Here is a 24,947-nt window from a genome sequence, read left to right as displayed (position 1 = left end):
GACTATTTCTGTACATTGCTGGACTGTGCGGTCAGATAAGTTTTGGTAACGCCCACGTGATGGCAAGCTGCTTCAACCGTGCCGTCAGGGGTCAGTTGTGGGTCGGATTCGGCGCAAAGCGACTGCGCCGCAGGGCCGAGGGTCGTGAACAGCGGGCAGCGGCTGCGAAAGTTGCACCCGTCGATCTGCTCGGTGGGGCTCGGCAGGTCACCCGCGAGCAGCACACGCTGGCGGCTACGCTCGATGACCGGGTCAGGAATCGGGGCTGCGGAAATCAGTGCCTGAGTGTACGGATGCCGCGGATGCGCAAATACATCGGCTACCGGCCCGTATTCCACGATACGGCCCAGGTACATGACGGCCACGGTGTCAGCGATCTGTCGCACAATGGCCAGGTCGTGAGCCACGAACAGGTAGGAGAGACCGAGCTGCTCCTTGAGATCTTCGAGCAGGTTGATCACACCGGCCTGGATCGACACGTCCAGTGCTGATACCGGCTCATCGAGCACGACCAGGCGAGGATTGGTCGCCAAGGCACGGGCGATGCCAATGCGTTGGCGTTGCCCCCCCGAGAATTCGTGTGGGTAACGGTCGGCCATGAGCGGGTCGAGGCCCACGAGGTCGAGTAGCTCGCGCACGCGCTCCCGCCGGGCTTCGGTTTTCACACCGTGCACGGTCAGCGGTTCGCCAATGATGTCGCCGATCGGAAGCCGGGGATCAATAGCCGCCATGGGGTCTTGAAAGACGATCTGCACGTCACGACGCAGGCGCAGCTTGTCGACGCGATTAAGGTTCGCCACGTCGGTTCCGTCGATCAGAATCTGGCCGCCCTGGGGCTTGGTCATCTCGAGAACTTCGAGAATCGTGGTGGATTTACCGCACCCCGACTCCCCGACTAGACCGAGGGTTTGCCCAGGTAAGACTGAGAATGAGACTCCGTCGACCGCCCGCACGGTTCCGATACGCCGAGAAAACACTCCGCCCTTAGTCAAGGGAAAATGGCGCACCAGGTTCGACACCGTGAGAACAGGATCCTCCCCCGGCCGTTGTGAGGGCTGACTGACGACGAGCGGTTCCGGCCGAGGGAAAATATCGCCCTTGGCCAACGAACCCGATGCGATCTCATCAGAGCGATGGCAGGCCGCCACATGGGTCACGTCGTGCTCGCCGGTCAGGACGATCTTGGATGCCGCAGCGCGGTGTCCAAGCAACTCCGGCTCCGTGTCACGGCAGGTATCGATCGCAATCGGGCAGCGCGCAGCGAACGGGCATCCATTCGGCAAAGCCGTCAACGACGGCGGTCGGCCCTCGAGGGGAACGAGCCGTTGCGTTCCTGCTGTCTGCATGTTGGGAACGGACCGCAGCAGCCCCACCGTGTACGGCATGTGGGGGTCGGCGAAAACATCAGCTGTCAAGCCGTTCTCTATGAGCTTTCCGGCATACATCACCGCAATGCGATCAGCATGGCCGGCCACGACACCCAGGTCGTGGGTGATGAGAACCACGGCTGCCCCGGTAAGTTCCTTGGCCGTTTCGAGCACGTCCAGGATCTGCGCCTGAATGGTCACGTCGAGGGCCGTGGTCGGTTCGTCCGCGACGATCAGCCGAGGGTCGTTCGCGATGGACATCGCGATCATGGCACGCTGACGCATGCCACCCGAGTACTCGTGGGGGAAGGCCTTCGCACGTCGTCGTGGGTCGGGGATACCGACGACGGTGAGCAATTCCACCGCTCGCGCACGCGCCGCCTTCTTGCTGAGTGCCGCATCGTGCAGCAGGAGCGCCTCGGCAATCTGGTCACCCACCGTGTACACCGGCGTCATGGCCGAGAGTGGGTCCTGGAAGATCATGGCGATGTCCTTGCCACGTATCTTCGACAACTCCCGGTCATTGAGGTCGAGGAGCGATCGGCCGTCGAAGGTGATGCTGCCCTGCACCACGGCCGAGCTCGGAAGGAGTCCCATGAGGGCCAGCGATGAGACTGATTTTCCCGAGCCGGATTCGCCGACGATACCGAGGAATTCTCCCTCGTGCACCTGATAGCTGATCCCCCGAACGGCCTGCACGGTAGGGCCGCCGCGTTGCGGGAAAGTCACCGACAAGTTTTTCACCTCGAGCAGGGGCGGGCGGGCTATCGATCGCGCGCTGACCTTCCGCGCGGCCGCAACGATTTCTGTCACTGAATTACTCACGGTTTACTCCCGAGGTTGGATCGACAGCATCCCGCAGGGCATCACCCACGAGGCTGACGGCGAAAAGGGTTGCCACGAGAACGCCGGCCGGAAAAACGAACAACCAGGGCCGGGTGATTGCCGCGCTGGTGCCCTCGGACAAGAGCGTTCCGAGCGACACGTCCGGCGCCCGTACGCCAAAGCCGAAATAGCTCAGGCTCGTCTCAGCCATGATCGCCCCGACGACACCCAGCGTCGCGTCGATGATGAGCAGCGAGGCGACGTTGGGAATGATGTGACGGCCGAGAATTTTCGGCATCGGCACTCCCATGTACCGCGCCGCTTTCACGAAGTCCTGATTTCGCAGCGAACGGGTTTGCGACCGGATCACTTGCGCCATGATCATCCAGCTAAATGCCGCTAAGAAAATGGTCAGGAATACCCACGAGAGTCCCTTGAAAAGCGGGCTCAGGATGACAAGAAGGATGAACGATGGCAGAACAAGCAGGAGATTGATGCACCACACGATCACTTTGTCGACGATGCCGCCCATATAACCGGCCACCGAACCGGCAATTGCTGCGATGGCGGTTCCGAGCGGTCCGGCGATAAGCCCGATCACCAGGGACTTCTGCAGCCCCACGAGTGTCTGTGCATACAGATCCTGCCCGATGCCGTTTGTACCGAACCAATGAAGCTGGGTGGGACCGATACCCATGTTGAGCGAATCGCGTCCCGTGGCGTTGTAGGGGTAGAAGACCGGACCAAGAATCGCCCAGAGAGCGATGAGCGTTATCGCGATCGCGCCCACCCAGAACCGCGGTGTGTGGACGAGACGGTGCCAGATGAGGCGTCCGCGGGATCGTGCCTGAGAAGAGCGGATGCCGCCGGCCAGGTCGGCTGCCCCCTCGCTCTGCAGCGCGATCGTGGTGTCCGGTATCGGCCTAATGTCGATATCAGCCATATCAGTACCTCACTCGTGGGTCGAGGGCTGCGTACAGTACCTCGGAAAGCGTGGACGAGAACAACACGAGAATCGCAAGAAACAAGGTCGTACCGGCGACACCGTTGATATCGCTCTGGGTGATCGATTGCAGCGCAAACTCGCCCATGCCATGGAATGAGAAGACGATCTCGAGCATGATCGAGCCCGAGATGAGCGTGCCGAAGCTGTAGGCGAAAAATGTCGACATGGGAATGAGCGCGACCCGCACGCCGTGGCGCACCAGGGCGGAATTTCGCGAGCGGCCCTTTGAACGGGCCGTGCGAATATAGTCGGCGGCGAGCACATCGAGCATGACGCTGCGCTGGTACCGCGAATAGCTGGCCGTTCCCATGAGCACCAGGGCGAGGGTGGGCAGCAGCAGGTGCACCGCCCGGTCAGCCGCGAGCACCCACCATGGGCCGGAAAGACCCGCGGAGTATTCCCCGGTGAAGTTGATGAGTTGTTTGCCGACCGCACCGTTCATGGCCGTCGCGCCGATCATGAGCAGCACGCCCACGACAAAGGTTGGGGTGGCGAAGATGAGGTAGGAGCTGTACGTGACGATTTGGTCGCTCGCACGGTATTGCCGCACGGCACCCCACACTCCGAAAACCACACCGAGGATGGCTCCGATGACCGACCCAATCAGCAGCAGACGCAGGCTCACCCCCGATCGCGCGATGATTTCCTGCACGACCGGCGTTCCGCCGACCGTGTTTCCCAGCGACCCGTGCGCAACGAGGTTGACGATCCACTCCCACAGCCGCGAGAGTACCGGTACGTCGGGATTCACGCCGAGCCCGTCGAGAATGCTCGTGATGGTGCTGTCGCTCGGCCGAGGGTTACGGCCGAGATACTTCGCCGCGGGGTCGAGCGCGACACTGGCGACTACGTAGGCCAGACAGGTTGCAATTGCAGAGAGAACAAAGTAATTGAGGAATCGACGAACGATGTAGAAAACCACGTGGGAGCTTTTTCGCTGCCTCTAGTACCCACACTCGTGATCCGCTAGGCGAACAACAGCCAACTTCAAACGTGTCGAAACCACGGTGATCCTCCTTTGCATCTCCTTGCAGGAAATGCATATGTACAGGTGCAAAGCATCCTTGCTTTGTAGTGCTTTGATCAGAGCCTAGGGTTCTCGAGAGCTTCTACGCACAAAAAGCCACGAAATCGCACAAATCCGCGTCTAACCTTGATTAAATCGAATTATTCACCATTAATCGTTGTGGTTCTGTGCCCTTCGCGAAGTTGGTAGCGTGCTATGGCAGGCACGATGAAGGGCCCCAATACGAAGGCGGTGAGTGCTGGCCCTAGTTGTCGGAGCCGCCGGCCAGCAGCTCGCGGCGCAGTTCGCGGCGGGCACGCTGTTCGGTCGGATCGGGGATCGGAACGGCGGCCAGCAGACGCTGGGTATAAGGGTCTTTCGGGTAGCGCAGAATCTCATCCCGCGTGCCGGTTTCCACGATGCGGCCGTGGTGCATGACCGCGATGCGATCGGCCAGCACGTCGATGACGGCAAGATCGTGGGTGATGAACAGGCAGGCGAAATTCATCTGTTGCTGCAGCGCCTGGATCAGCTGCAACACGCGGGCCTGCACCGATACGTCCAGCGCGCTGGTGGGCTCATCGGCGATGAGTACTTTCGGCTCAAGCGAGAGCGCACGGGCAATGCCGACACGCTGCTTCTGCCCACCGGAGAGTTCGTGCGGAAAGCGGCTGCGATAAGACCGCGGCAGCTCAACGCTATCGAGCAGCCGTTCCACCTCGGCGCTCAGTGCCGCGCCCTTCAAACCCTTGCCGAGTTTGAGAGGTTCCGCGATGCTGTCGCCAATGGGCATCCGCGGGTTGAGCGAGGAGGAGGGGTCTTGAAAGACGATGCCGACGCTTTTATGCAGTCGATGGATCTCGTCACGGCTGGCCTTCGAGATATCCTGACCGGCAACGTGCAGCGTTCCCTCTGTTATCGGGAGTAGACCGATGGCGGCACGTCCGAGGGTGGTTTTACCGGAGCCCGACTCCCCCACGAGTCCGAGAACCTCTCCCTGGCGCACGAACAGGTTGACCTTGTCGACGGCGCGGAACGCCGCGACGCGACCATGCTTGGGGTATTCGATGACGACGTCGTCAAACTTCACGACCACTTCGCGGCTATCACGCCGGGCTGCAGCGGCGGCCTCATTTGCCAGACGTTCGTTGACCTCGATGCGAGCGGCGAGCACGGCGTCCACCACGATGTCGGTGCCGATGGCGAGCGCGGCCGTCATGTCGATCGCTTGGTCACCGCGCTGGCCGAGGTGCGGAACGGCTTGGAGCAGGGCGATGGTGTACGGGTGGGTGGGTTCGTTGAAGATCTGATCGACCGTGCCGCGTTCGACGATGACTCCCCGTCGCATCACGGCGATGTCATCGGCAAGGTCGGCAACGACACCCATGTCGTGCGTGATCAGCAGGATGGCGCTGTCGAGTCGGTCGCGCAGGCTACGCAGCAGGTCGAGGATCTCGGCCTGCACCGTCACGTCAAGGGCTGTCGTCGGTTCGTCGGCGATGAGGAGCTGCGGGTCGCAGGAGATGGACTGGGCGATCATGGCGCGCTGGCGTTGTCCGCCGCTCAGCTGGTGCGGGTAGGAGTCGAAGGCTTTGAGTGGATCGGGCAGCTCGACCAGGTCGAGCAGTTCCAGGGCACGCGCCTTGGCCTGTGAGGGTGACATGCCGAAGTGGGCGCGCAGAGTCTCGATGATCTGGAACCCGATCGTGTAGACCGGGTTGAGTGCCGTCATCGGCTCCTGAAAGATCATGGCGATCTGACCACCGCGCACCTTATGCATCTGGGCGGGCTTCAGCCCCATGAGCTCTCGGCCGTTGAGTTTGACGCTGCCGGAGATACGGCTGTTCTCGGGGAGCAGGTCGAGAATGGCCATCGAGCTGGCGCTCTTACCCGAGCCGGACTCGCCGACGATGGCGAGCACCTTGCCCCGCTCGATCGAATAGTTCAGGTTGAGCGCGGCCGGCACCCAGACGTTGTCGACGCCGAAATGCACCGTGAGATCCGTGACCTGCAGCACCGGGCCGGAGAATGTGGTCGTCACCTGGTCGGTCATGAAGTCCTGCTTTCGTCAATGCTGCTGCTGCTTCGGTGGTTGCCGCCAAAATCTGGCAGCATGGCTGCATGTCCGTCGCTGCCGTTCCGAATGTTTTCTACTCGCGGTTCAATCGCATCATCGCGGCGGTCTTCTGCGCGGTCGCCGCACTCACCGCGCTGAGCCTGTTTTTGCTCCCGACAGCGTCGAACCGCTGGCTGGTCATTCCAGCCCTGTTCGTGATGCTGTTCGTCTGGGAAGTGCTCTGGCGGCCCGACCTGCGAGTGAGCGATGATGCCGTCACCATTCGCAATCCGCTGCGCACCATCGTCGTTCCGTGGGCGGCGCTCGTGCACGTGGACACCAAGTTCGCCCTCACCCTCTACACGCCAGGTCGTAAGTTCGCGGTGTTTTGTGCCCCAGCGCCCGGCCGCAGCCTGACCAGCTCCGGACGCCGCAAGAGCACCGACCCGGTGCCCTACGTCAGCGGCTTCCCGCGGCCCGGCGATTTGCCGGGAAGTGAGTCCGGGGAAGCGGCGCAACTGGTGCGCGCACGCTGGGACCTGCTCCAGAAGACCGGTCGGGTTGATGGCGGCCTCGCGGCACAGACGCCCGTTGCGGTGGTCTGGGCCTGGGGTCGCGCTGGCGTGCTGGCGGCGGGTGCTGCGGCATCCGTTGTGGCCATTCTGTTGGCGTAGCTCTACGGCGCTGCGCGACGTCACGGCTGGGTCTCCGGCTCCGGCCGGGTTTCGCGCATTTTGCTGAGGTTGAACCGGCGGTGGCGCGGGTCGAAGGCATCGCGGAGGCCGTCGCCGACGAAGTTGACGAGTAACGCCAGTGACACGATGAAGGCACCGGGCCACCAGAACAGCCACGGTCGGGTTTGGAACGCCGACTGGTTGGAGCTGATCAGCAGGCCGAGCGACACGTCGGGAGAGCGGATACCGTAGCCGAGAAAGCTCAACGCTGTCTCCAGCAAAATGGCAGACGCCATGATGAGCGTGGCCGACACGATGACCACTCCCATGGCGTTGGGCAGGATGTGCTTGAAGATGATGCGCGCGTCCGAGGCCCCGGCGACCCGGGCGGCCTCGACGAACTCGCGTTCGCGCAGCGACAGGAACTCGCTGCGCACCAGCCGGGCGATGCCCATCCAGGAGAAGAACCCGAGCATGATTGCGAGTATCGGGGCGCCCAGGCTGCCGAACCAGTGGCCGACGACCGAGCCGATGACGAGCGCGGGAATCACGATGAAGACGTCCGTGACGCGCATCAGTACGGCATCGACCATGCCGCGGTAGTAGCCCGCGACCGCCCCGACCACCACTCCGACGACCGTGGCGATCAGGCCGAGAACCACCATGACGAGCGCGGAGTTCTGAATTCCGCGCATGGTCATGGCGAAGTAGTCCTTGCCGATACGGTCTTGGCCAAACGGATGTTCGCCCAGCGAGATTCCGTTGCCGCCGAGGAATTGGGGCAGGAGCGACAGGGTCGGGTCACCCTGATTCACCTGCGGATTGAGTGATTTGAAATCGTATTTCCACCAGCCGGGAATGGCGCCGACGCCGATGGCGGAGAAGGAAAAAATGATGATGAACGCAATGACGATGATCGAAGCAACGGCGACCTTATTGCCGATGAACCGTCGCCAAATCAAACGCCCCTGGCTCTCGGGGATAGCGCTGGCGGCGGTGAGTTCGTCGGCCGGAATTTCGGTGGGCGGGGTCTGCCCCGAACCAATCGGTGTGGACATTTAGCGAATCCTCACTCTCGGGTCGAGCCCGGCATAGGCCATATCGGCCAGAAAGTTGAAGGTGATGGCCATCGCGGCCACGATCAGGAAGTACCCCATGACCGGATTGACGTCACCGCGAAAGAGACCCGCATTGAACAGACTGCCCATGCCCGGGATAGCGAAGACATATTCTGTGATGATCGCGCCACCGAGCAAGGCGCCGACGTCGAAAGCGACGAGGGTTGTCAAGGGAATGAGCATGTTGCGAAAGGCGTGGCGCATGATCACGGTGCGTTCGGGTAGTCCCTTGGCGCGAGCCGTCCTGATGAAGTCCAGACTGAGAACTTCGAGCATGCCGGCGCGGGAGTATCGGGTGTACCCGGCGAAGGAGATGAGCAGCAGCGCAATTGTCGGCAGGGTCAGGTGCACGAAGGCATCGAGGCCCGAAAGCCACACATCGCCGGACAGCCCCGGTGTCTTCGAGCCCACCGTCGCGATCGGTCGTCCGTTCGTAGCGGACAGCAGATCGCCCCAGGACTGCATGAAGCGGTCCAGCAGAACGACAGCGCCGGAAAACAGGGCAGTGACGAGACCGACCCGCATGTTCTGGCCCCGGTCGTAGCCGCCGGCCAGAAAACCACTCACGAGACCTACCGCGACGGTGGCGAGCGCCAAAATGAACAGGGTGCCCGCGCTCGACACCGCGAACAATGGTTGCAGGGTGAAGTACGCAGCAATGGCGATCACCGCGTTGATACCCGCCGTGATGAGTGCCCGACGGTTGCGCAGGCCAGCCAGCAGGGTGGCCGAGCCGAGGGCGATCGCAGCGACCAGCAGAATGATCGGGATCGCGCCGAGGCCCGGGCGCATGAACCATCCCGTCGCACTCATCAGCAGCAGAACACCCGATGTCGCAAGCCCCGACACGAGGAAGACGACCAGTCTGCGCCGCCCGTCACCACCGAGGAGCGACTGCCAGATGGCCCCGACGATGAGGCCGATGACCAGCAAGGCTACGCCACCGATCACGGGGTCTCGCAGAAAGTCGTTGAAACCGATGGCGACGAATTCTTTGAGCAGCACGGCGACAAGGAAGGCGGGCAGCGAGTACAGGAAGAAACTGACGAAGGTGACCGTGTTGTCCAGGCCGCTGTACTGGCGGAGGGCGGTGATGATACCGATCGTCACGCCGAGCAGAATGGCCAGCACAAGCGCGAAGGTGACGAGCTGCACCGTCGCGGCAAGGGCGTTGGGCAGGATGTCGACCACCCGAGCATTCGAGATAGTCGAGCCCAGGTCGCAAGCGTTGGCGAACGGAATCGCACATTTCGCCACACCTCCGATCCAGAGCACCCAGCGCAAGGGCGGCGGAACGTCAAGGTCGAGCAGCGAGACGCGGGCGTTGATCAGTTGCTGCTTATTGGGCGAATTGCTGCTTCGGAGGTCTTGAAGCGGGTCGGCCGAATAGCCCACCATGACGTACATCAGAAATGATGCAGCGACCAGGATGAGCACGGAAACGAGAACACGTCTCAGGATGAAGGTCACCATGTGTGGGCTACCTCGCTGTAGGGGGTTGGTTCGCACTTCTGAATTAGGCGAAAGAACAAAAGAACGGATGCCGCCAGACTCACGAGTTGGGCTCCCGGGCGTGCCCAGGAGCCCAACGGCGCGATCGAGCTGTATATCTCGGTCGTGCTACTTACTGACGGACCACTCCCAGAAGTTCCAGAACGGACCGGTTTGGTTGCCCATATACTCCACACCGCTCACGCGCTTGGCGACACCGAACACACCGGGCAGTTGGAACATCGGCAGGCCGTAGGCATCCGTAAACATCTGCTTGTCCATACGCTTCTCGATCTTGACGAGTTCGTCGGGATCCAGAGTGGTCTGGGTCGCGATGGCATCAGCATTGGTTCCCGTGTAACGGCTGTAGTTTCCACCGCCGTCGGTTGAGAAGATCTGCGAAATACCGGCAGAGCCGACACCCGGGCTGATCCAACCAAAGATCGAGGCGTCATAGTCGCCACCGGCCAATAGGGAGGCCCAGTCGGGTGAGCCCTTGTCCACGATGTTGAAACCGGCTTTGGTAGCCGATTCCTGAATGGCCTGGAACTCATCGACGCGGTTTGGGTTCTTGGTGTTGTAGAGGATGCTGATCGTTGGTGTTGCTCCGGCGAGGAGCGTCTTGGCGCCTTCGATGTCGACCTCTGCGTAGTCGCTGGATCCGTTGTTCGCAATCGAGTCGGCGTACGGTTCGTTGGCCGGAACCCAGATTTGCGAGTTCAGAACCTTGGCGTCCGGGTTGACCGGGGTCACGATGGAGTCAAGAATCTGCTGCCGCGGAATGGTCTTCAGGAACGCTTGGCGAACACTGAGGTCGGCGAAGACCGGGGCTCCGAAGTTGAGGTCGAGGTGGTCGTACGACACCTGGTCGCCGGTGAGCACGTCAGCGCCGGTGTTCTCCAGTGCGGTCAGTGTGTCAGCGGATGCCTGCGGGTTGATGATGTCCACTTCACCGTTCTGCAGCGCGGTGACCTGCGCGTTCGCGTCGGGGATGACGCGCAGCACAATCTTGTCGATTTTGGGAATCATGCCGCCGACGTAGTACTTGTTGCGCTCCATCGTGAACGACTGGCCGGGGGTCCAGCCGGTCGGCACCATCGGACCACTGGAAACCAGTAGGTCGGGGTCGGTTGGGAAGGCGGTCACGTCGTAGCCGGTGTTTACGAAGTCCGCAGCAGCTTTGAGCGTGGGGTCGGGAGCGGCCGGGTTGGCCGGGTCGCCTTTTGGCAGCCCCTTGAGCAAGGCGGTCAGATCAGCGGCAGAGCTCAGCCCGGCCTTCTTGGCAACGATGTGTGCGGGCTGGCCGATCGGGTTGACCAGCTCCCAATCCACATAGGGGGTGCCGTAGACCAACGTCATCGACAGGTTGTCATCGCTGACCGTGGGAAAAGCTGTCGTGTCGAGGCCGGCAGTGCTCGCCGCAATCTCGAAGTAGGTCGTACCGGTGGTCACCTCACCGGTGGCCTCATCGGTAGTGGAACTGTCGTAATAGCCGGCCTGGGTTGCCCAGGAAAGCACCATGTCATCGGCGGTCACGGGCTCTCCGTCTGACCACTTGTTCTCGGGATTCAGCGTGTATGTGACGGTCTGCGGGTCGTCACTGGTTTTCTCGAAGGTGCCGAACTTTTTTTCATGCACGATCTTGAAGTCTTTATCAATGTAGGAGAAGGCCGAGCCGTAGCTACCCATGAGGTAACCGACCTGGCCGTTGGTGTCGAGGTTGGACTGCGGGGTCTGGTTATTGAACGACGTGAAGTCGTTGACCACGGCAACCGTGACCGTGCCGCCGCTGGCCGCGGCATCCGTATTCGGGGCGGTACTGCCGGCTGTGGTGCATGCGGTCAGGGCGAGGGCAGCGACGCCGAGAACGGCGACCCCACTGAGGCTCTTCCTAAGCAGTTTTCCTCTGATGGACAAGATTCCTCCTGGGCGAAGTGATCGTCGATACGGGCGAGGCGCCGCGAGTCGATCGTGTTTAGCTATGACCATAGAGAGAAATCCCCAGCTTGCCAATCAAATTGCCGAACTGTTATGAAATAGCTCCATTCTTTTTCGTTCAAGTCGGGCATTCTGCACAAAAATTGCGCCTGGTCCGCCCGTGCGCGGAATTTGTCCCTTTTTTACCGACCAAACCGCGGAAAGCACCACCGGGCCGCCGAGCTGGTCCGCGGTCCAAAGTGGCGCTGAACGCCAGACAGGCCTGACCGTTATTGCCGGTCAGGCCTGTTTGGAACGAATCGAGCCGTTAGCGACCGAACTCGAAATCGCCACCGGGGATGGCGGCGAGGAGCTCCTGCGTGTAGAGCTCCCTCGGATTGTCGAACACGTCGTCGGTGGATGCCGCTTCGACGATACGTCCCTTCTGCATGACACAGACATTGTCGGCGACCAGTCGCACCACCGCAAGATCATGGGTGATGAACAGGTACGTCAGATCCAGTTCCGTCTGCAACTCGGTGAGCAGGTTCAAAATTTGACCCTGCACGAGCACATCGAGCGCAGACACCGCCTCGTCGAGCACGAGGACATCGGGCTTCAGCGCCAGGGCACGCGCAATCGCGATGCGCTGGCGTTGGCCGCCGGACAGCTCGCTCGGGTAACGAAACTGCGTCGCAGCCGGCAGCGACACCTGATCGAGCAACTCCAATACCCGCTTCTGCCGCTCCTTCCGGGTTCCCACTTTGTGCGCGAGCAGGGGTTCAGCGATGGTGTTACCCACGTTGTACTGCGGGTCGAGTGAACCATACGGGTCTTGGAACACGGGCTGCACGCGCCGACGAAAGTTCAGCAGTTCCCGGCCCTTCAACCCAGCGACGTCGCGCCCCTCGAATTCAATCCGCCCGCTGGTGAGGCTCTCCAACTGCAAAATGAGCTTGGCCACGGTCGATTTGCCGGAACCGGACTCCCCCACGATCGCCGTGGTCGTGCCCTTCTTCACGCCAAACGACACGTCGTTTACGGCGAGGAGTTGGTCGTACTTCAGGCCGGATTTGCGAATGCGGTACATCTTGCTGATGCCCTCGACCGAGATGAGGTCCTTGCCCGACGCCGCCAGTTCGCGTTCGGTGGCGCGCGTGATCAACGCGGTGTCGATGCCGCCGATCGAGAAGATCTCGGTGGCGGCGGGCTCCTGATTCTTTTTGGCCTGGATGCGCCGCGACGCGAGGCTCGGAGCGGCCGCCACGAGGCGCTGCGTGTAAGGATGCTGCGGGTTGGCCAGGATTTCCTGCGACGGCCCGGACTCGACAACCTTGCCTTTGTACATCACTACAAGCTGCTCGGCCCGTTCGGCGGCAAGGCCGAGGTCGTGCGTGATGAACAGGACGCTCGTGCCGTAGTCCCGGGTGAGGGTGGCGAGGTGATCGAGAATCTGACGCTGCACGGTGACATCGAGCGCGCTGGTCGGCTCATCGGCGATGAGCAACTTCGGCCGGGCAGACAGCCCGATGCCGATGAGTACGCGCTGGCGCATTCCACCGGAGAACTGGTGCGGGTACTGCTTGAGCCGGTCGGCGGCATCGGCCAGCCCCGCGTCCTGCAGCACTTCGATGGTGCGCTGTTTCAATGCCTTGCCCCGGAGAGCACTATTGACCCTGATCGCTTCGGACACCTGAAAACCGATGTTCCACACCGGGTTGAGGTTGCTCATCGGGTCCTGCGGAACGTAGCCGATCTCACGGCCGCGCACGGCCTGCATTTCGGCGGCGGTCAGGGCGGTCAGGTCGCGGCCCTCGAACAGGATCTGCCCGCCGGTCACGTGGCCGGTACCGGCTAGCAGCTTGATGATCGCCTGGGCGGTTGTGGTCTTACCCGAGCCGGACTCCCCCACGATAGCAAGGGTCTGGCCGGGGTAGAGCATGAGGTTCACACCGCGAACGGCGGACACGAGACCCCGCTGGGTGCGGAATCCGACCTCGAGGTTACGAATTTCAAGCAGCGGTGCGGAGTCGGTGGACGGGATCTGATTCACGGTTTCGGTCGCTAACTGGGTCATCGGCGTGCCCTCGCCTGGGGGTCGAGCGCATCGCGCAGAACGTCCCCGAGCATGAGGAAGGCCAGCACGGTCAAGGAAAGCGCGATCGAGGGGTACAACAGCACCTGCGGGCTCGTGCGAATGGATGTCTGCGCTTCACCGATATCGCGTCCCCACGACATCGTGCCGGGACCGAGGCCGATGCCCAAGAACGACAGCGTGGCTTCGGCAACGATGAACGTTCCAAGCGACACCGTCGCGATCACGATCACGGGGGCGATGGCATTAGGCATCACGTGGCGCACCAAAATTTTGAACTTCGACACACCGAGCGCGACCGAAGCCACGACATAGTCCGAGTTGCGGGCGGTGAGCACTGCGCCGCGCATGATGCGGGCGACTTGCGGCCAGGCGAAGATCGAGATGACCAGGGCGATCACCACCGGAGTGCGGTCGGGCAGCACCGAGAGCAACACGATGGCGCCGAGCACGGTGGGAACAGCGAAGAAGATGTCGCCGATCCGTGAGACGACGCCGTCGAGGAATCCGCCGTAGTAGCCGGCGAGGGCGCCGACGATGAGACCGAACAGGGTCACGATTACCGCAGCCAGTATTCCCACGGTCACCGAGGCACTCGTGCCGAAGATGATTCGGGCATAAACGTCGCAGCCCTGGAAGGTGAATCCCAGCGGGTGCCCTGACTGCGGAACCCCGTTGCTGTCCGACAGCTGGCATTGGGTCGGCGATACCGAGGCGAACCAGGTGGGGAACAGCGCCACCAGCACGATCAGCAGGATAAGTCCCGAGGAGATCCAGAACGTGGGGCGACGTCGCATCGCCTCCCAGGCATCCGCCCAGGTGCTGCGAGCTTTCGCGGTCTCGTCGAGGCGATCGATGGCGACGAGCGGGGTGTCTTCGAGCGCGGCAACGAAGTGCGGCTGCACGCCCGGATTCTTATTTGGCATAACGGATCCTTGGGTCCAGAGCTGCGTACAGCAGATCGACGAGCAGGTTGGCGAGTACGAAGATCACGACCATAACGGCGATGAACGAGACAACGGTTGGTCCTTCGCCCAGGCGAATGGCCTTGAAAACGGTGCCACCGACCCCGTTGATATTGAAGATGCCCTCGGTGACGATGGCACCGACCATAAGCGAGCCAATGTCGACACCGAGAAAGGTGATCACGGGAACGAGGGAATTGCGCAGCACGTGCACGGTCACGACACGGGGGCGGGATAGGCCCTTGGCCGTCGCGGTGCGCACGAAGTCGGCGTTGAGATTGTCGGACACACTCGCCCGGGTCAGGCGCACAATGTAGGCAAATGAAACGGATGCCAGGACCAGCGCTGGCAGAATCAGTTCGTCGAGCGGTGCTGCACCACTGACCGTGGTGCGGGCCCAGCCGAGTTGCACACCGAACACGAATTGCAGCACGAAACCGATGACGAACGTGGGCACGCTGATCAGCAACAGGCTCACAACGAGAGCGCTCGCATCGAACAGTTTGCCCTTGCGGAGACCGGCAATGAGACCGACCAGAATTCCGAAAAACGCCTCGAAGGCGAGGGCGAGCATGGCGAGCCGTGCCGTGATCGGAAAGGCCGAGGCCATGACGTCGGAAACAGAACGACCGGAGTAGGTGGTGCCGAGGTCGCCCTGGAAAAAGTTACCGATGTAGAGCAGGTACTGCACGATGAACGGCTTGTCGAGGTTGTACTCGGCCCGGATCTGCGCGAGAACGGCGGCCGACGGCGGCCGATCGCCGTAGAGGGCAGCGATGGGGTCCCCCGGAAGGGAGAACACCATGAAGTAGATCAAAAACGTGGCGCCGAAGAACACGGGAATCATCTGGATCAGGCGCTTGCCGGTGTACCAGAGCATCAGGTATCCAGGGGCTTGGTCGACACGGTGCTGGTCGATACGGTTCGTGACGACACGGCGGAAATCAGGTGCATGGAAAATCGCAATCATTAAGTGAAACTCGAGAGGCCCGGGGAATGACCCCCGGGCCTCTCGCAACGACGTACTAGGAGCGAACTGTTAGTTCCTGGTGATTGCGTAGTAGAGCGGCACGGAATCCCAGCCGAACTCGACGTTGCTCACGCTGTCGGACCAGACACCGGAGGTGTTCTGGTACCAGAGCGGGATGGTCGGGAGGTCCTGCAGCAGAACTTCCTGAGCCTCGACGTACTTGGCAGTGGCATCCTCAACACTCGACGCCGCGGCGCCGCCTTTAAGGAGCGTGTCGAACTCTTCGCTGCTGTAACCCTCGTAGTTCGAGCCGGCACCGGTCTGGTACAACGGCGCGAGGAAGTTGTAGAGCGAGGGGTAATCGGCCAGCCAGCCAGAGCGGGTACCGCCGGTCAACGTCTGGGCTTCACGGTCATCGATGGAGGCAGCAAAGGTCGGGTACGGTTTGCCGACCGCGTTGATGCCGAGGGTGTTCTTCACGCTGTTGACGACGGCGTCGACCCAGACCTGATGCGCTCCGTCGGCGTTGTAAGCGATGTCGAAGGTGCCGGTGTAGGGCGAGATGGCATCGGCCTCAGCCCAGAGCGCGACAGCCTCTTCGGGGTTGAAGTCAAGCACTTCGGAACCCTCGAGCGAGTCAGAGTAGCCGTCGATGACTGGAGAAGTGAAGTCGGTGGCCGGGGTGCGGGTGCCCTGGAACACGACGTCGGTGATCTCGGCACGGTCGATGGCCATAGAGAGAGCGGCGCGGCGCAGCTTGCCCTCTTCACCGGACCAGTGCTCGAGGTAGTACGGCATGTTGAAGGCCTGGAACACTGCGGCGGGCTCATTCACGAAAGAGTCCGGAAAGTCGGACTCATAGGTCGCTAGGGCGGATTCGGGCATCGCGTCGAGCACGTCGAGGTCACCGCCCTGCACGGCCGCATAGGCGGCGTCCAGGGAGGCGTAGAAGACGATGGTCAACCCGTCGTTTTTCGGGGTGCGCACACCCGAGTAGTCCGGGTTCGTGACGAGCTCGATCTGTACGTCGTGCTGCCAGGCGTCTGCACTGGCCAGTTCGTAGGGTCCGTTACCGATCGGGTTTTGGCCGAAGGCGTCCATGTCTTCGAAGGCCACGGCGGGCAGCGGCGAGTAGGCCGTATAGCCGAGGCGCAGCGGCCAGTCGGCCTCGGTGCCGGAGAGCTCTACGGTGAACGTGGTGTCGTCGACAACCTTTAGACCGGACATGGTCTCGGCGAGCGGGTCGGGAACCTGAAGAACTTGACCGGCATCGTCAGTGGCCCCGGTGGGATCATCCTTGGTGTTGGAGACATCGGAGTAGCCGACGATGTTGTCGAAGAAGTAGGAGGACCCCTGCGCGTTGGTGACGAGGGCGCCGTAGTTCCAGGCGTCGACGAAGGACGAAGCCGTGACCGGCTCGTCGTTGCTGAAGGTCCAACCGTCCTTGAGCGAGACAGTCCACGTCGTGGCGTCGTCAGACTCGATCGATTCGGCGACCTCGTTCTCAATCTCCCCGGCCTCCGAGTAGGAGACCAGGCCCGCGAAGATCGATGTGACGATCTTGCCGCCGCCCGTCTCGGTGGTGTTGGTCGGGATCAGCGACATCTGCGGCTCGCTGCCGTTCACGGTGATGATTGCGCTGTCATCACCGGTGGTCGCTCCGCCGCCAGCGCAGCCAGCGAGCATGAGCGCTCCGGTCGACGCGAGAGCAATGGCGACAATGCCCATTCTCTTGATTTTCAATTTTTGCTCCAATGCACAAATGGGGGCCCGATACGGCTCTTGATCGTGTCGAGCGCCAGTAGAGTCAACCCAATTTTGGTCGCAGAAGAGCGAACTCAAGATTGGGGGGTTGTTTCGAGCCTAGTTTGTTATTCGCCCAGAATGAGTAATGGGGCGAAGAATGTTATCGACGCGCAACCCTTTCGGCAACTATTGAGCGTAAAACAGTGCGCTTTTGCACATATGTTGCGAGGTGGCCTCAAAGGGGAGGTCCAGCTCCTGTGATCGTGAAGCGGGTACCTGGGATGGCGGGGTGGCAGGATAGGGCCATGCCGCAAGCATCCCTGTTGCCGAGTTCCCGGCTCGACCGTTCCCGGAACTATTGGGAGATCTGCATTGTTCTCGCGCTGTCGCTCGGGGCGTCGGCGGTGTACTCGATCGTGTCGATCGTGGCCCGGCTGAGCGACACGACCCCCCTCGCCGACCAGTCGGCGACGCTGAACGGCTCGCAGTCGCCGCGTGAGTGGCTCGACTTCACGTACCAGTTTCTGGGTATCGCGTTCGGGCTCGGAGCGGTAGCCCTGGTGATGTTTCTGCTCTGGCGTCCCGGGCAGAACCCGTTCACCCGGCTCGGCTTCGACCTGACCCGACCGGGTAAGGACGTGCTGGGCGGGTTCGGACTGCTACTGGTCATCGGAATTCCAGGCCTCGCGCTCTACCTGGCCGGGCGCGCGTTGGGGTTCACCGTGGCCGTGGTGCCCTCGCCGCTCGACTCTTTCTGGTGGACCATACCCATACTGGTCTTCGCGGCCCTGAAGGCTGCGCTGGTCGAGGAAATCATCGTGGTCGGCTACCTGTTCACCCGGCTGCGTGAACTCGGCTGGTCACCCTGGATCATCATTGTGAGCTCGGCCACACTGCGCGGCAGCTATCACCTGTACCAGGGCGTTGGGCCGTTCTTCGGCAACGTCGCCATGGGCGTCGTGTTCGGTTGGTGCTACACCCGCTGGGGGCGCACCATGCCGCTCGTGGTGACCCACTGGCTGCTCGATATTCTCTCGTTCGTCGGCTATCCGCTCGCGCTGGCCTGGTGGCCGGGGCTGCTCGCCCCGGCCAGCTAACTTCTACTCGAACGCCTCGGGCGGCGGGCAGGCGCAGACCAGGTTGCGGTCACCGTAGGCGTTGTCGATCCGCCGCACCGGCGGCCAGTACTTGCCCCGCACCAGGCTCGCGAGTGGATAGACCGCGGTGGCCCGGTCGTACGGGTGCTCCCACTCCCCCTCGATCACCGACTGCGCAGTGTGCGGCGCGTTATGCAACGGGTTGTCGTCGGCGGGCCAGCGGCCAGCGGCGACGGCATCCGCTTCGGCCTTGATCGCGATCATGGCGTCGACGAAACGGTCGATCTCGCCGAGATCTTCACTCTCGGTGGGTTCAACCATGAGCGTTCCAGCCACCGGAAAGCTCATCGTCGGCGAGTGGAAGCCGTAGTCGACGAGGCGTTTAGCCACGTCATCGACGGTCACTCCCGTAGTCGCGGTGAGCGGTCGCAGGTCGAGAATGCACTCGTGCGCGACCAGGCCGTTTTCGCCAGAGTAAAGCAGCGGGTAGCTGTCTTCGAGGCGTTTCGCGACATAGTTGGCGGCGAGCACGGCTGCGCCGGTGGCCTGCTTGAGGCCGTCGATGCCCATCATGCGCACATACGCCCACGAGATAGGCAGGATGCTCGGGCTGCCATAGGGCGCCGCCGAGACCGGACCGCCGGCATGCACGACGGTGGTGCTGGCTCCGCCGCTTCCCAGTAGGTAATGCTCGTCGCTCTGGGCAAGCGGATGCCCCGGGAGGAACGACGCGAGGTGCGCCTTGGCCGCAACCGGGCCGACGCCCGGTCCGCCGCCCCCGTGCGGGATACAGAACGTTTTGTGCAGGTTCAGGTGTGAGACGTCGCCGCCGAAATCGCCGTAGCGGGCGAAACCGAGCAGCGCGTTGAGGTTGGCGCCGTCGACGTAGACCTGGCCGCCGGCGGCGTGCACGGCCGAACAGATGGTGGCGACCTCGTGCTCGTAGACGCCGTGCGTCGAGGGGTAGGTGATCATGAGGGCGGCGAGGCTGTCGGCATGCTCGGCGATCTTGGCGTGCAGGTCGGCGAGGTCGACGTTACCGAGCTCGTCGCAGGCCACGACAACTACGCGCATGCCCGCCAGCACAGCGGATGCCGCGTTTGTGCCGTGCGCGCTCGACGGGATCAGGCAGACCGTGCGGTCGATCTGCCCGTTGGACTGGTGGTACCCGCGGATGGCGAGCAGGCCGGCGAGTTCGCCCTGGCTGCCGGCGTTCGGCTGCAACGACACGGAGTCGTACCCGGTGACATCGGCGAGCCAGGTTTCGAGCTGCCGAACGAGGTGCAGGTAACCCTCGACATCCGCTTTCGGGGCGAAGGGGTGGATCCCGGCGAATTCGGGCCAGCTGACGGCCTCCATTCCGCTCGCTGCGTTGAGCTTCATGGTGCAGGAGCCGAGCGGGATCATTCCCCGGTCAAGCGCGTAGTCGTAGTCGGCGAGGCGCTTGAGGTAGCGCATCATGCTGGTCTCGGAAGCGTGCGTGTTGAACACCGGGTGGGTGAGGAATTCGCTCTCGCGACCCAACTCGCTCGGCAGCCCGTGCTGTACGGCGTCGAAGTCGACGTGGCCGAACGCATCGCGGCCGCCGAACGCGCCGACGACGTAGGACAGATCAGCGAGCGTGGTGGTCTCATCGACCGACACACTGATGGTGGTCTCGTCGACCTGATACAGGTTGAAGCCGCTCGCCGCCGCCTTTGCAACGACCTCGGCCGCGCTCGGGACGAAGACCCGGACGGTATCAAAGAACGTGTCGCTTTGCACGTCGACGTCAATGGCACGCAAGGCGGCGACGAGGGCTCCAGCTCGCTCGTGCACCTGCTCGGCGATCGCGGCGAGACCCTGTGGCCCGTGGTAAACCGCGTACATTCCGGCCATGACGGCGAGCAGCACCTGGGCGGTGCAGATATTCGAGGTGGCCTTGTCGCGGCGGATGTGCTGTTCGCGCACCTGCAGGGCGAGGCGGTAGGCGGGGTGTCCGGTGGCATCGACGCTCACGCCGACCAAGCGTCCGGGCAGCTGGCGTTCGAGCCCCTTGCGCACGGCCATGTAGCCGGCGTGCGGTCCGCCGAACCCCATCGGCACGCCGAAGCGCTGGCTCGTACCGACGGCGACATCGGCGCCGAGGTCGCCGGGCGACTTGAGCAGGGTGAGCGCCAGCAGGTCGGCGGCCACCACGGCGAGCGCTGTGCATTCGTGCGCAAGATCGATGACCACTTGCGGGTTCCAGATGCGACCGGATGCCGACGGGTACTGCACGAAGACTCCGAAATAATCACCGAGGTCCTCGGCCGTGGTCTGTTCGCTGAGCGCGACCTGGGCGAGCTCGATGCCGAGGGCTGCGGCGCGGTTGGCGAGCAGCGCGTGGGTCTGGGGAAAAGCATCCGTGTCGACGATGAATCGTCGTGAGGTGGATTTGGAGGCGCGCAGGGCGAGCAGCATGCCCTCAACGACCGCCGTCGACTCGTCGAGCATCGACGCGTTGGCGGTGGTCAGACCGGTGAGGTCAGCAATCATGGTCTGAAAGTTGATGAGGGCTTCGAGGCGGCCCTGTGAGATCTCGGGCTGGTACGGCGTGTAGGCCGTGTACCAGCTGGGGTTCTCGAACACGTTGCGCTTGATCACTGCGGGCGTGAACGTGTCGTAATAGCCGAGACCGATCATGGAGCGTTTGACCGTATTGCGATCGGCCAGGGCGCGCAGTTCGGCAACTGCCTCGTTCTCGGTCGCGGCGGGCGGAAGTGCGCTGCCTGAGTCTTGCCGAAACAGATCGGCGTGAATCGACGCGGGCATGGCGGCGGAAACGAGGTCGTCCACCGAGTCATAGCCGAGTGTGGCAAGCATGTGGGACTGGGCGTCTGCATCCGTTCCGATGTGGCGCTGGGTGAAGGCCGAGGGCATCTGCTGCCGAACCTGCGTTTCCATGAGCTACTCGCCGATGAGGGCCGAGTATTCGGCCAGGCTGAGCAGGGTGGGCAGCGTGTCGAACTCAACCTTGATCAGCCAACCTGCACCGAACGGGTCGCTATTGACCAGCTCGGGGCTCTCGACCACGGCATTGTTGATGGCGGTGACGGTGCCGTTGACCGGTGCGAACAGTTCCCCGACCGACTTGGTCGACTCGATTTCGCCGATGACCGTGCCGCCGGCGACCGTGCTGCCCACCTCGGGCAGTTCGACGAAAACCACGTCGCCGAGCTTCTCGGCGGCATAGGCAGTGATGCCGACGGTCGCGATGCTGCCGTCGACCAGAATCCACTCATGCTCAGCGGTGTAGTGCAGTTGGGATGTGTCTGTCATGGTGTTGCCTTTCGCAGGGTGAACGGATTCAGGGCTATTTCAACAGGGCGGAGCTATTTGACGCGCTTATAGAACGGAAGCGAGGTAACAGTGGCGGGAAGGCGGGTGCCACGCACGTCGACGTACACCTCGGTGCCGAGGCGGGCGAGGTCGGGAGTGACGTAGGCCATGGCGATCGGGTAGCCGAGGGTTGGTGAGAGCGCGCCGCTCGTGATGACGCCGTCGCAAGTCTCGGCGTCGAGGCTGCGGAAAATCTCGTAGTCGGCGCGCCCGGCACGCTTGCCGGCGGCAATGAGACCCACCAAAACGGATGCCCCCGACTCCGGCCCCGCCTCGCTCGCGGCGCGGCCGACGAAGTCGTTCTCCTTGCCCAGGTTGACCACCCGGCCAAGGCCCGCCTGCGCCGGGAAGGTGTTCAGGGTGAGCTCGTGACCGTAGAGCGGCATGCCGGCTTCGAGCCGAAGGGTGTCGCGACTGGCGAGCCCTGCCGGAACGAGCCCTTTCTCGGCGCCGGCGCTCATGAGTGCATCCCACAGCTCTCGGGCTCGCGCGGCCGCGAGGTAGAGCTCGAAGCCGTCTTCACCGGTGTAGCCGGTGCGAGCCACCAGAAGTGACTGGCCGAGGAAGGAAGCATCCGTGATGCGGTAATACTTCATGAAGTGCAGGTCGGTGCCGAGGTCGGTGACGCCCTCGGTGGCGTCAAGAATAGCGAGGGCGTTGGGGCCCTGCACGGCGATGAGGGCGTAGTCGTCGCTCTGGTCGACGACGCTCACGGTGAAGCCGTCGGCACGGGCGCGCAGCGCATCGAAAGCGGCGAAACGATTGCCGGCGTTGGCAACGATGAGAAACCTGGTGTCGCCCAGGCGGTAGACGACGAGGTCGTCGATGATGCCGCCGTTCTCAGCGAGGAGCAAGCTGTACTTGGCCTGCCACAGCTCGATGACCGAGAGTTTGTTGGCGAGCGCGTAGTCGAGGTAGGCGGCGGCATCCGGGCCCTCGACCAGAATCTCGGCCATGTGCGACAGGTCGAACAGGCCTGCTTCGGTGCGCACGGCGTGGTGCTCGGCGAGATCGCTCGAGTAGCGCACCGGCATCTGCCAGCCGGCGAAGTCGGTGAAGCTCGCACCGGCGTCGACGTGCGCCTGGTGCAGCGGCGAGAATCGCTCGGTGCTGGCGAGGGTGCTGGAATCGGCCGAGGTCATGAGTTCTCCGGGGTGACAGGGCCGAACAGGCGCGGCCGCATGTGTGCGAGGCTCGGTTGAGCCTCGTGGGAACTCCCCCTCTGTCGCTCGTGCCTGAGAGCTTCACCAGCGCGAACGCACTGACTTTCACCGTGGGCGAGATTGTGAAACACGCAGAGCGCGTTCAATCTACTTTTCAGAGTGGCCAGTTCGATGCGGTACGAGTACCTGAGAGATTGTCGGGGAGGATTGCTCCTTCGGTGTTCGCACGCCTTCGCGCCGAACTCTCCCGCATCGTCCATATGACCCGATGTTTAGTTGTGATGTGACTTGGAGCCAGCCTAGCCCCACACCCCGCTGCTGCCACGCCGATGACTGTCGACGAGGTGGGTATCGATGATGCCGATCGCTTCCATGAGGGCGAACATCGTGGTCGGTCCAACGAAGACGAAGCCGACCTTCTTGAGTGCTTTCGAGAGTGCGACGGATGCATCGGAGCGGGTGGGCACGTCGGACTGCGTCAGCGGCGCTGGCGTGGCATCGGGTTGGAACGACCAGACAAAATTCACCAGGCCACCGCTTTCGCGAAGGGCGACCGTGGCCCGCGCGTTCGTAATAGTGGCGTGAATCTTGAGGCGGTTGCGTACGATTTTCTCATCGTTCAGCAGCCGCATAACGTCATTTTCGTCGAAGGCGGCGACCCGCTCGGGGTCAAAGTCGGCGAATGCTGCTCGAAACCCGGGGCGCTTGCGGAGAATGATCGCCCAGGACAACCCGGATTGGAACGCCTCGAGGCTGATGCGTTCGTACAGCCCGTGCTCGTCGCGCACGGGCACGCCCCACTCCGTGTCGTAGTAATCGCGCAACATCGGGTCGACCGAGGCCCAGGCGGGGCGGGCGAGCCCATCGGGGCCGACGATCACCCCGGGGGCTGGTAATTGTTCCATACGAACCATTAGACACCGGCCCCGCAGACGGCCGTCGCCAAGCCGCGAGTGTGGGGCCATTCACCAGGACAAAGACTCGGCTGCAGCCTCGGTCAGCTCGATGATGTTGTCCAGCAGTGCTGACATCGTGTCGGAGCGCAGGAGCGCGATCTGGTCGAGCGGTCCAACCGGGGCGATCGCGGCGAGCTGCCAGGCAGCGGCGGTCGGATCGTGCGAGAGCGCCACATCGGGCGACCACTCCTGGTCGGAGAACTCGCTCGCGAGCGACAGGGTGCGGCGCACGATCTGTTCGGCTTGTTCCCGGCGCGGCTGCAGCGCATCGTCCCATGTCAAGTCGGGCACCGCGCGAACGGTGGCGAGCGGATGCGGGTCTTCCGGCATCCACTCGGTCACCTCGATTCTGCGCTCACCCTGAACGACCAGCCCCAGGTAGCCTTCTGGCGCTTCGAGCTGGGTGACCCGGGCGACGGTGCCGATGCTGAAGCGACGTTCGCCGCCGCCGACTTCCTGCCCGCGTTCGATCAGCACGATGCCGAACTCGGCCGGCTCGGAATCAAGCACCCGGGCCAGCATGACGAGGTAGCGCTCCTCGAACACACGCAGTTGCAGCGGCATGTAGGGAAACAGCACGGATCCCAGGGGAAACATCGGCAGGGTCGTCATGCCCCCAGCGAACCACGTCATCGGCATTGCGCCAAGCCCTATGCGCGACGGATTGGAATGGGCTGCATTCGACGCGTAGCCTAGAGGGTCTACCGCGCACCCGCGCAAACGACGAAAGGCTGTTCGTGGACATCACCCTGCTTGGGCACTTCGTGGCCGCCGCCGAGGCTCCCGATTTCGCCCGTGCCGCCCAGGCGCTCGGCGTCTCGCGCGACACCCTCAGCGCCTCAGTGAAGCAGGTTGAAGCCGAACTCGGCTACGCGCTGTTCGATCGTTCCGCCGAGAGCACGATGCTCACCGAGATCGGGATCGCTTTTCTTGCCGACGCGCGCCTCGAGCTCGCACACGCCGCCGGTCGCGGCTCCCAGCCCGGCGCAGCCGGTGGTTCGGGCGGCGGATCGGGCGGCGGCAAGGCCAAGGCCAATAAGGGCCGGGGCCGCGCGCCCGCGGTGAAGGGCCAACCCAAGCTCGGCAAGAAGCGCCAGTCGCGGTAGTCCCTGCGTTCCTGGCACACGACTGCGAA

General features: G+C 63.0%; 19 protein-coding genes and 2 riboswitches. Of the genes, 3 read left to right on the top strand and 16 right to left on the bottom strand.

Going from position 1 to position 24,947, the window contains the following annotated elements; translation table 11 throughout:
- Nucleotides 1-2: 2 nt before the first annotated feature.
- The 4 genes from CXY83_RS11655 to CXY83_RS11640 all read right to left on the bottom strand — a co-directional run bounded on the left by CXY83_RS11655 (nucleotide 3) and on the right by CXY83_RS11640 (nucleotide 6,257).
- Nucleotides 3-2,180 (bottom strand): dipeptide ABC transporter ATP-binding protein, encoded by a 2,178-nt coding sequence (locus tag CXY83_RS11655; protein ID WP_233200910.1) that lies wholly within the window; start codon nucleotides 2,178-2,180, stop codon nucleotides 3-5.
- A 4-nt stretch (nucleotides 2,181-2,184) separates the two neighbouring features.
- Nucleotides 2,185-3,135, bottom strand: a complete 951-nt coding sequence (locus CXY83_RS11650; RefSeq protein ID WP_104197523.1) for an ABC transporter permease — start codon at nucleotides 3,133-3,135, stop codon at nucleotides 2,185-2,187.
- Nucleotide 3,136: 1 nt separating this feature from the next.
- Nucleotides 3,137-4,120: an ABC transporter permease gene (locus tag CXY83_RS11645; protein ID WP_104197522.1), complete on the bottom strand. Its 984-nt coding sequence runs from the start codon at nucleotides 4,118-4,120 to the stop codon at nucleotides 3,137-3,139.
- 349 nt (nucleotides 4,121-4,469) lie between these two features.
- Complete coding sequence (locus tag CXY83_RS11640; RefSeq protein ID WP_104197521.1) at nucleotides 4,470-6,257, bottom strand: ABC transporter ATP-binding protein; 1,788 nt, start codon at nucleotides 6,255-6,257, stop codon at nucleotides 4,470-4,472.
- A gap of 68 nt (nucleotides 6,258-6,325) precedes the next feature.
- Here CXY83_RS11640 and CXY83_RS11635 point away from each other — a divergent pair, with 68 nt between their 5' ends.
- Nucleotides 6,326-6,934 carry a PH domain-containing protein gene (locus CXY83_RS11635; RefSeq protein WP_146069923.1) on the top strand — a complete coding sequence of 203 codons (609 nt, stop codon included), beginning with the start codon at nucleotides 6,326-6,328 and terminating at the stop codon, nucleotides 6,932-6,934.
- A gap of 20 nt (nucleotides 6,935-6,954) precedes the next feature.
- On the opposite strand, the gene CXY83_RS11630 is transcribed toward CXY83_RS11635, so the two are convergent.
- From CXY83_RS11630 to CXY83_RS11600, 7 genes are all read right to left on the bottom strand, one after another.
- Nucleotides 6,955-7,992 (bottom strand): ABC transporter permease, encoded by a 1,038-nt coding sequence (locus CXY83_RS11630; protein ID WP_104197519.1) that lies wholly within the window; start codon nucleotides 7,990-7,992, stop codon nucleotides 6,955-6,957.
- On the bottom strand, nucleotides 7,993-9,525 hold the full coding sequence (locus tag CXY83_RS11625) for an ABC transporter permease (protein ID WP_104197518.1): 1,533 nt from the start codon (nucleotides 9,523-9,525) through the stop codon (nucleotides 7,993-7,995). It abuts the gene before it with no gap.
- A 147-nt stretch (nucleotides 9,526-9,672) separates the two neighbouring features.
- On the bottom strand, nucleotides 9,673-11,460 hold the full coding sequence (locus tag CXY83_RS11620) for an ABC transporter family substrate-binding protein (RefSeq protein ID WP_104197517.1): 1,788 nt from the start codon (nucleotides 11,458-11,460) through the stop codon (nucleotides 9,673-9,675).
- A gap of 328 nt (nucleotides 11,461-11,788) precedes the next feature.
- The gene (locus CXY83_RS11615; RefSeq protein ID WP_104197516.1) at nucleotides 11,789-13,537 is read right to left on the bottom strand and encodes an ABC transporter ATP-binding protein; all 1,749 of its coding nucleotides are present in this window, start codon (nucleotides 13,535-13,537) and stop codon (nucleotides 11,789-11,791) included.
- Nucleotides 13,534-14,481, bottom strand: coding sequence for an ABC transporter permease (locus CXY83_RS11610; RefSeq protein ID WP_104197515.1), 948 nt, complete (start codon nucleotides 14,479-14,481; stop codon nucleotides 13,534-13,536). Before CXY83_RS11610 ends, CXY83_RS11615 begins: the two co-directional genes overlap by 4 nt.
- Nucleotides 14,471-15,400, bottom strand: coding sequence for an ABC transporter permease (locus tag CXY83_RS11605; RefSeq protein WP_104197751.1), 930 nt, complete (start codon nucleotides 15,398-15,400; stop codon nucleotides 14,471-14,473). Before CXY83_RS11605 ends, CXY83_RS11610 begins: the two co-directional genes overlap by 11 nt.
- 159 nt (nucleotides 15,401-15,559) lie before the next feature.
- Entirely contained in the window at nucleotides 15,560-17,233 is a 1,674-nt protein-coding gene (locus CXY83_RS11600) for an ABC transporter substrate-binding protein (RefSeq protein WP_104197514.1), read from the bottom strand.
- 308 nt (nucleotides 17,234-17,541) lie between these two features.
- On the opposite strand from CXY83_RS11600, the gene CXY83_RS11595 reads away from it, so the two are divergent.
- Nucleotides 17,542-18,333, top strand: coding sequence for a CPBP family intramembrane glutamic endopeptidase (locus tag CXY83_RS11595; protein ID WP_233200847.1), 792 nt, complete (start codon nucleotides 17,542-17,544; stop codon nucleotides 18,331-18,333).
- A 3-nt stretch (nucleotides 18,334-18,336) separates the two neighbouring features.
- Here CXY83_RS11595 and gcvP read toward each other — a convergent pair whose 3' ends face one another.
- The 5 genes from gcvP to CXY83_RS11570 form a co-directional block, all read right to left on the bottom strand.
- The gene (gene gcvP, locus CXY83_RS11590) at nucleotides 18,337-21,234 is read right to left on the bottom strand and encodes an aminomethyl-transferring glycine dehydrogenase (protein WP_369831168.1); all 2,898 of its coding nucleotides are present in this window, start codon (nucleotides 21,232-21,234) and stop codon (nucleotides 18,337-18,339) included.
- A gap of 27 nt (nucleotides 21,235-21,261) precedes the next feature.
- Entirely contained in the window at nucleotides 21,262-21,633 is a 372-nt protein-coding gene (gene gcvH / locus CXY83_RS11585; RefSeq protein WP_104197511.1) for a glycine cleavage system protein GcvH, read from the bottom strand.
- Nucleotides 21,634-21,686: 53 nt separating this feature from the next.
- A complete protein-coding gene (gene gcvT, locus CXY83_RS11580; RefSeq protein WP_104197510.1) occupies nucleotides 21,687-22,835 on the bottom strand; it encodes a glycine cleavage system aminomethyltransferase GcvT in 1,149 nt (382 codons plus the stop codon).
- A gap of 70 nt (nucleotides 22,836-22,905) precedes the next feature.
- Nucleotides 22,906-23,020: riboswitch (glycine riboswitch) on the bottom strand.
- Nucleotides 23,021-23,116: riboswitch (glycine riboswitch) on the bottom strand.
- A 39-nt stretch (nucleotides 23,117-23,155) separates the two neighbouring features.
- Entirely contained in the window at nucleotides 23,156-23,761 is a 606-nt protein-coding gene (locus tag CXY83_RS11575; RefSeq protein ID WP_104197509.1) for a DNA-3-methyladenine glycosylase I, read from the bottom strand.
- A 60-nt stretch (nucleotides 23,762-23,821) separates the two neighbouring features.
- A complete protein-coding gene (locus tag CXY83_RS11570) occupies nucleotides 23,822-24,424 on the bottom strand; it encodes an LON peptidase substrate-binding domain-containing protein (RefSeq protein WP_104197750.1) in 603 nt (200 codons plus the stop codon).
- A gap of 125 nt (nucleotides 24,425-24,549) precedes the next feature.
- Here CXY83_RS11570 and CXY83_RS11565 point away from each other — a divergent pair, with 125 nt between their 5' ends.
- A complete protein-coding gene (locus tag CXY83_RS11565) occupies nucleotides 24,550-24,918 on the top strand; it encodes a LysR family transcriptional regulator (protein ID WP_104197508.1) in 369 nt (122 codons plus the stop codon).
- Nucleotides 24,919-24,947: the final 29 nt, after the last annotated feature.

Source organism: Cryobacterium sp. M15, assembly GCF_002929675.1.
Taxonomy (GTDB): Bacteria; Actinomycetota; Actinomycetes; order Actinomycetales; family Microbacteriaceae; genus Cryobacterium; species Cryobacterium lyxosi.
Note: the sequence above shows the minus strand (reverse complement) of the source record. Positions and strands in the feature narration are given on the sequence as shown.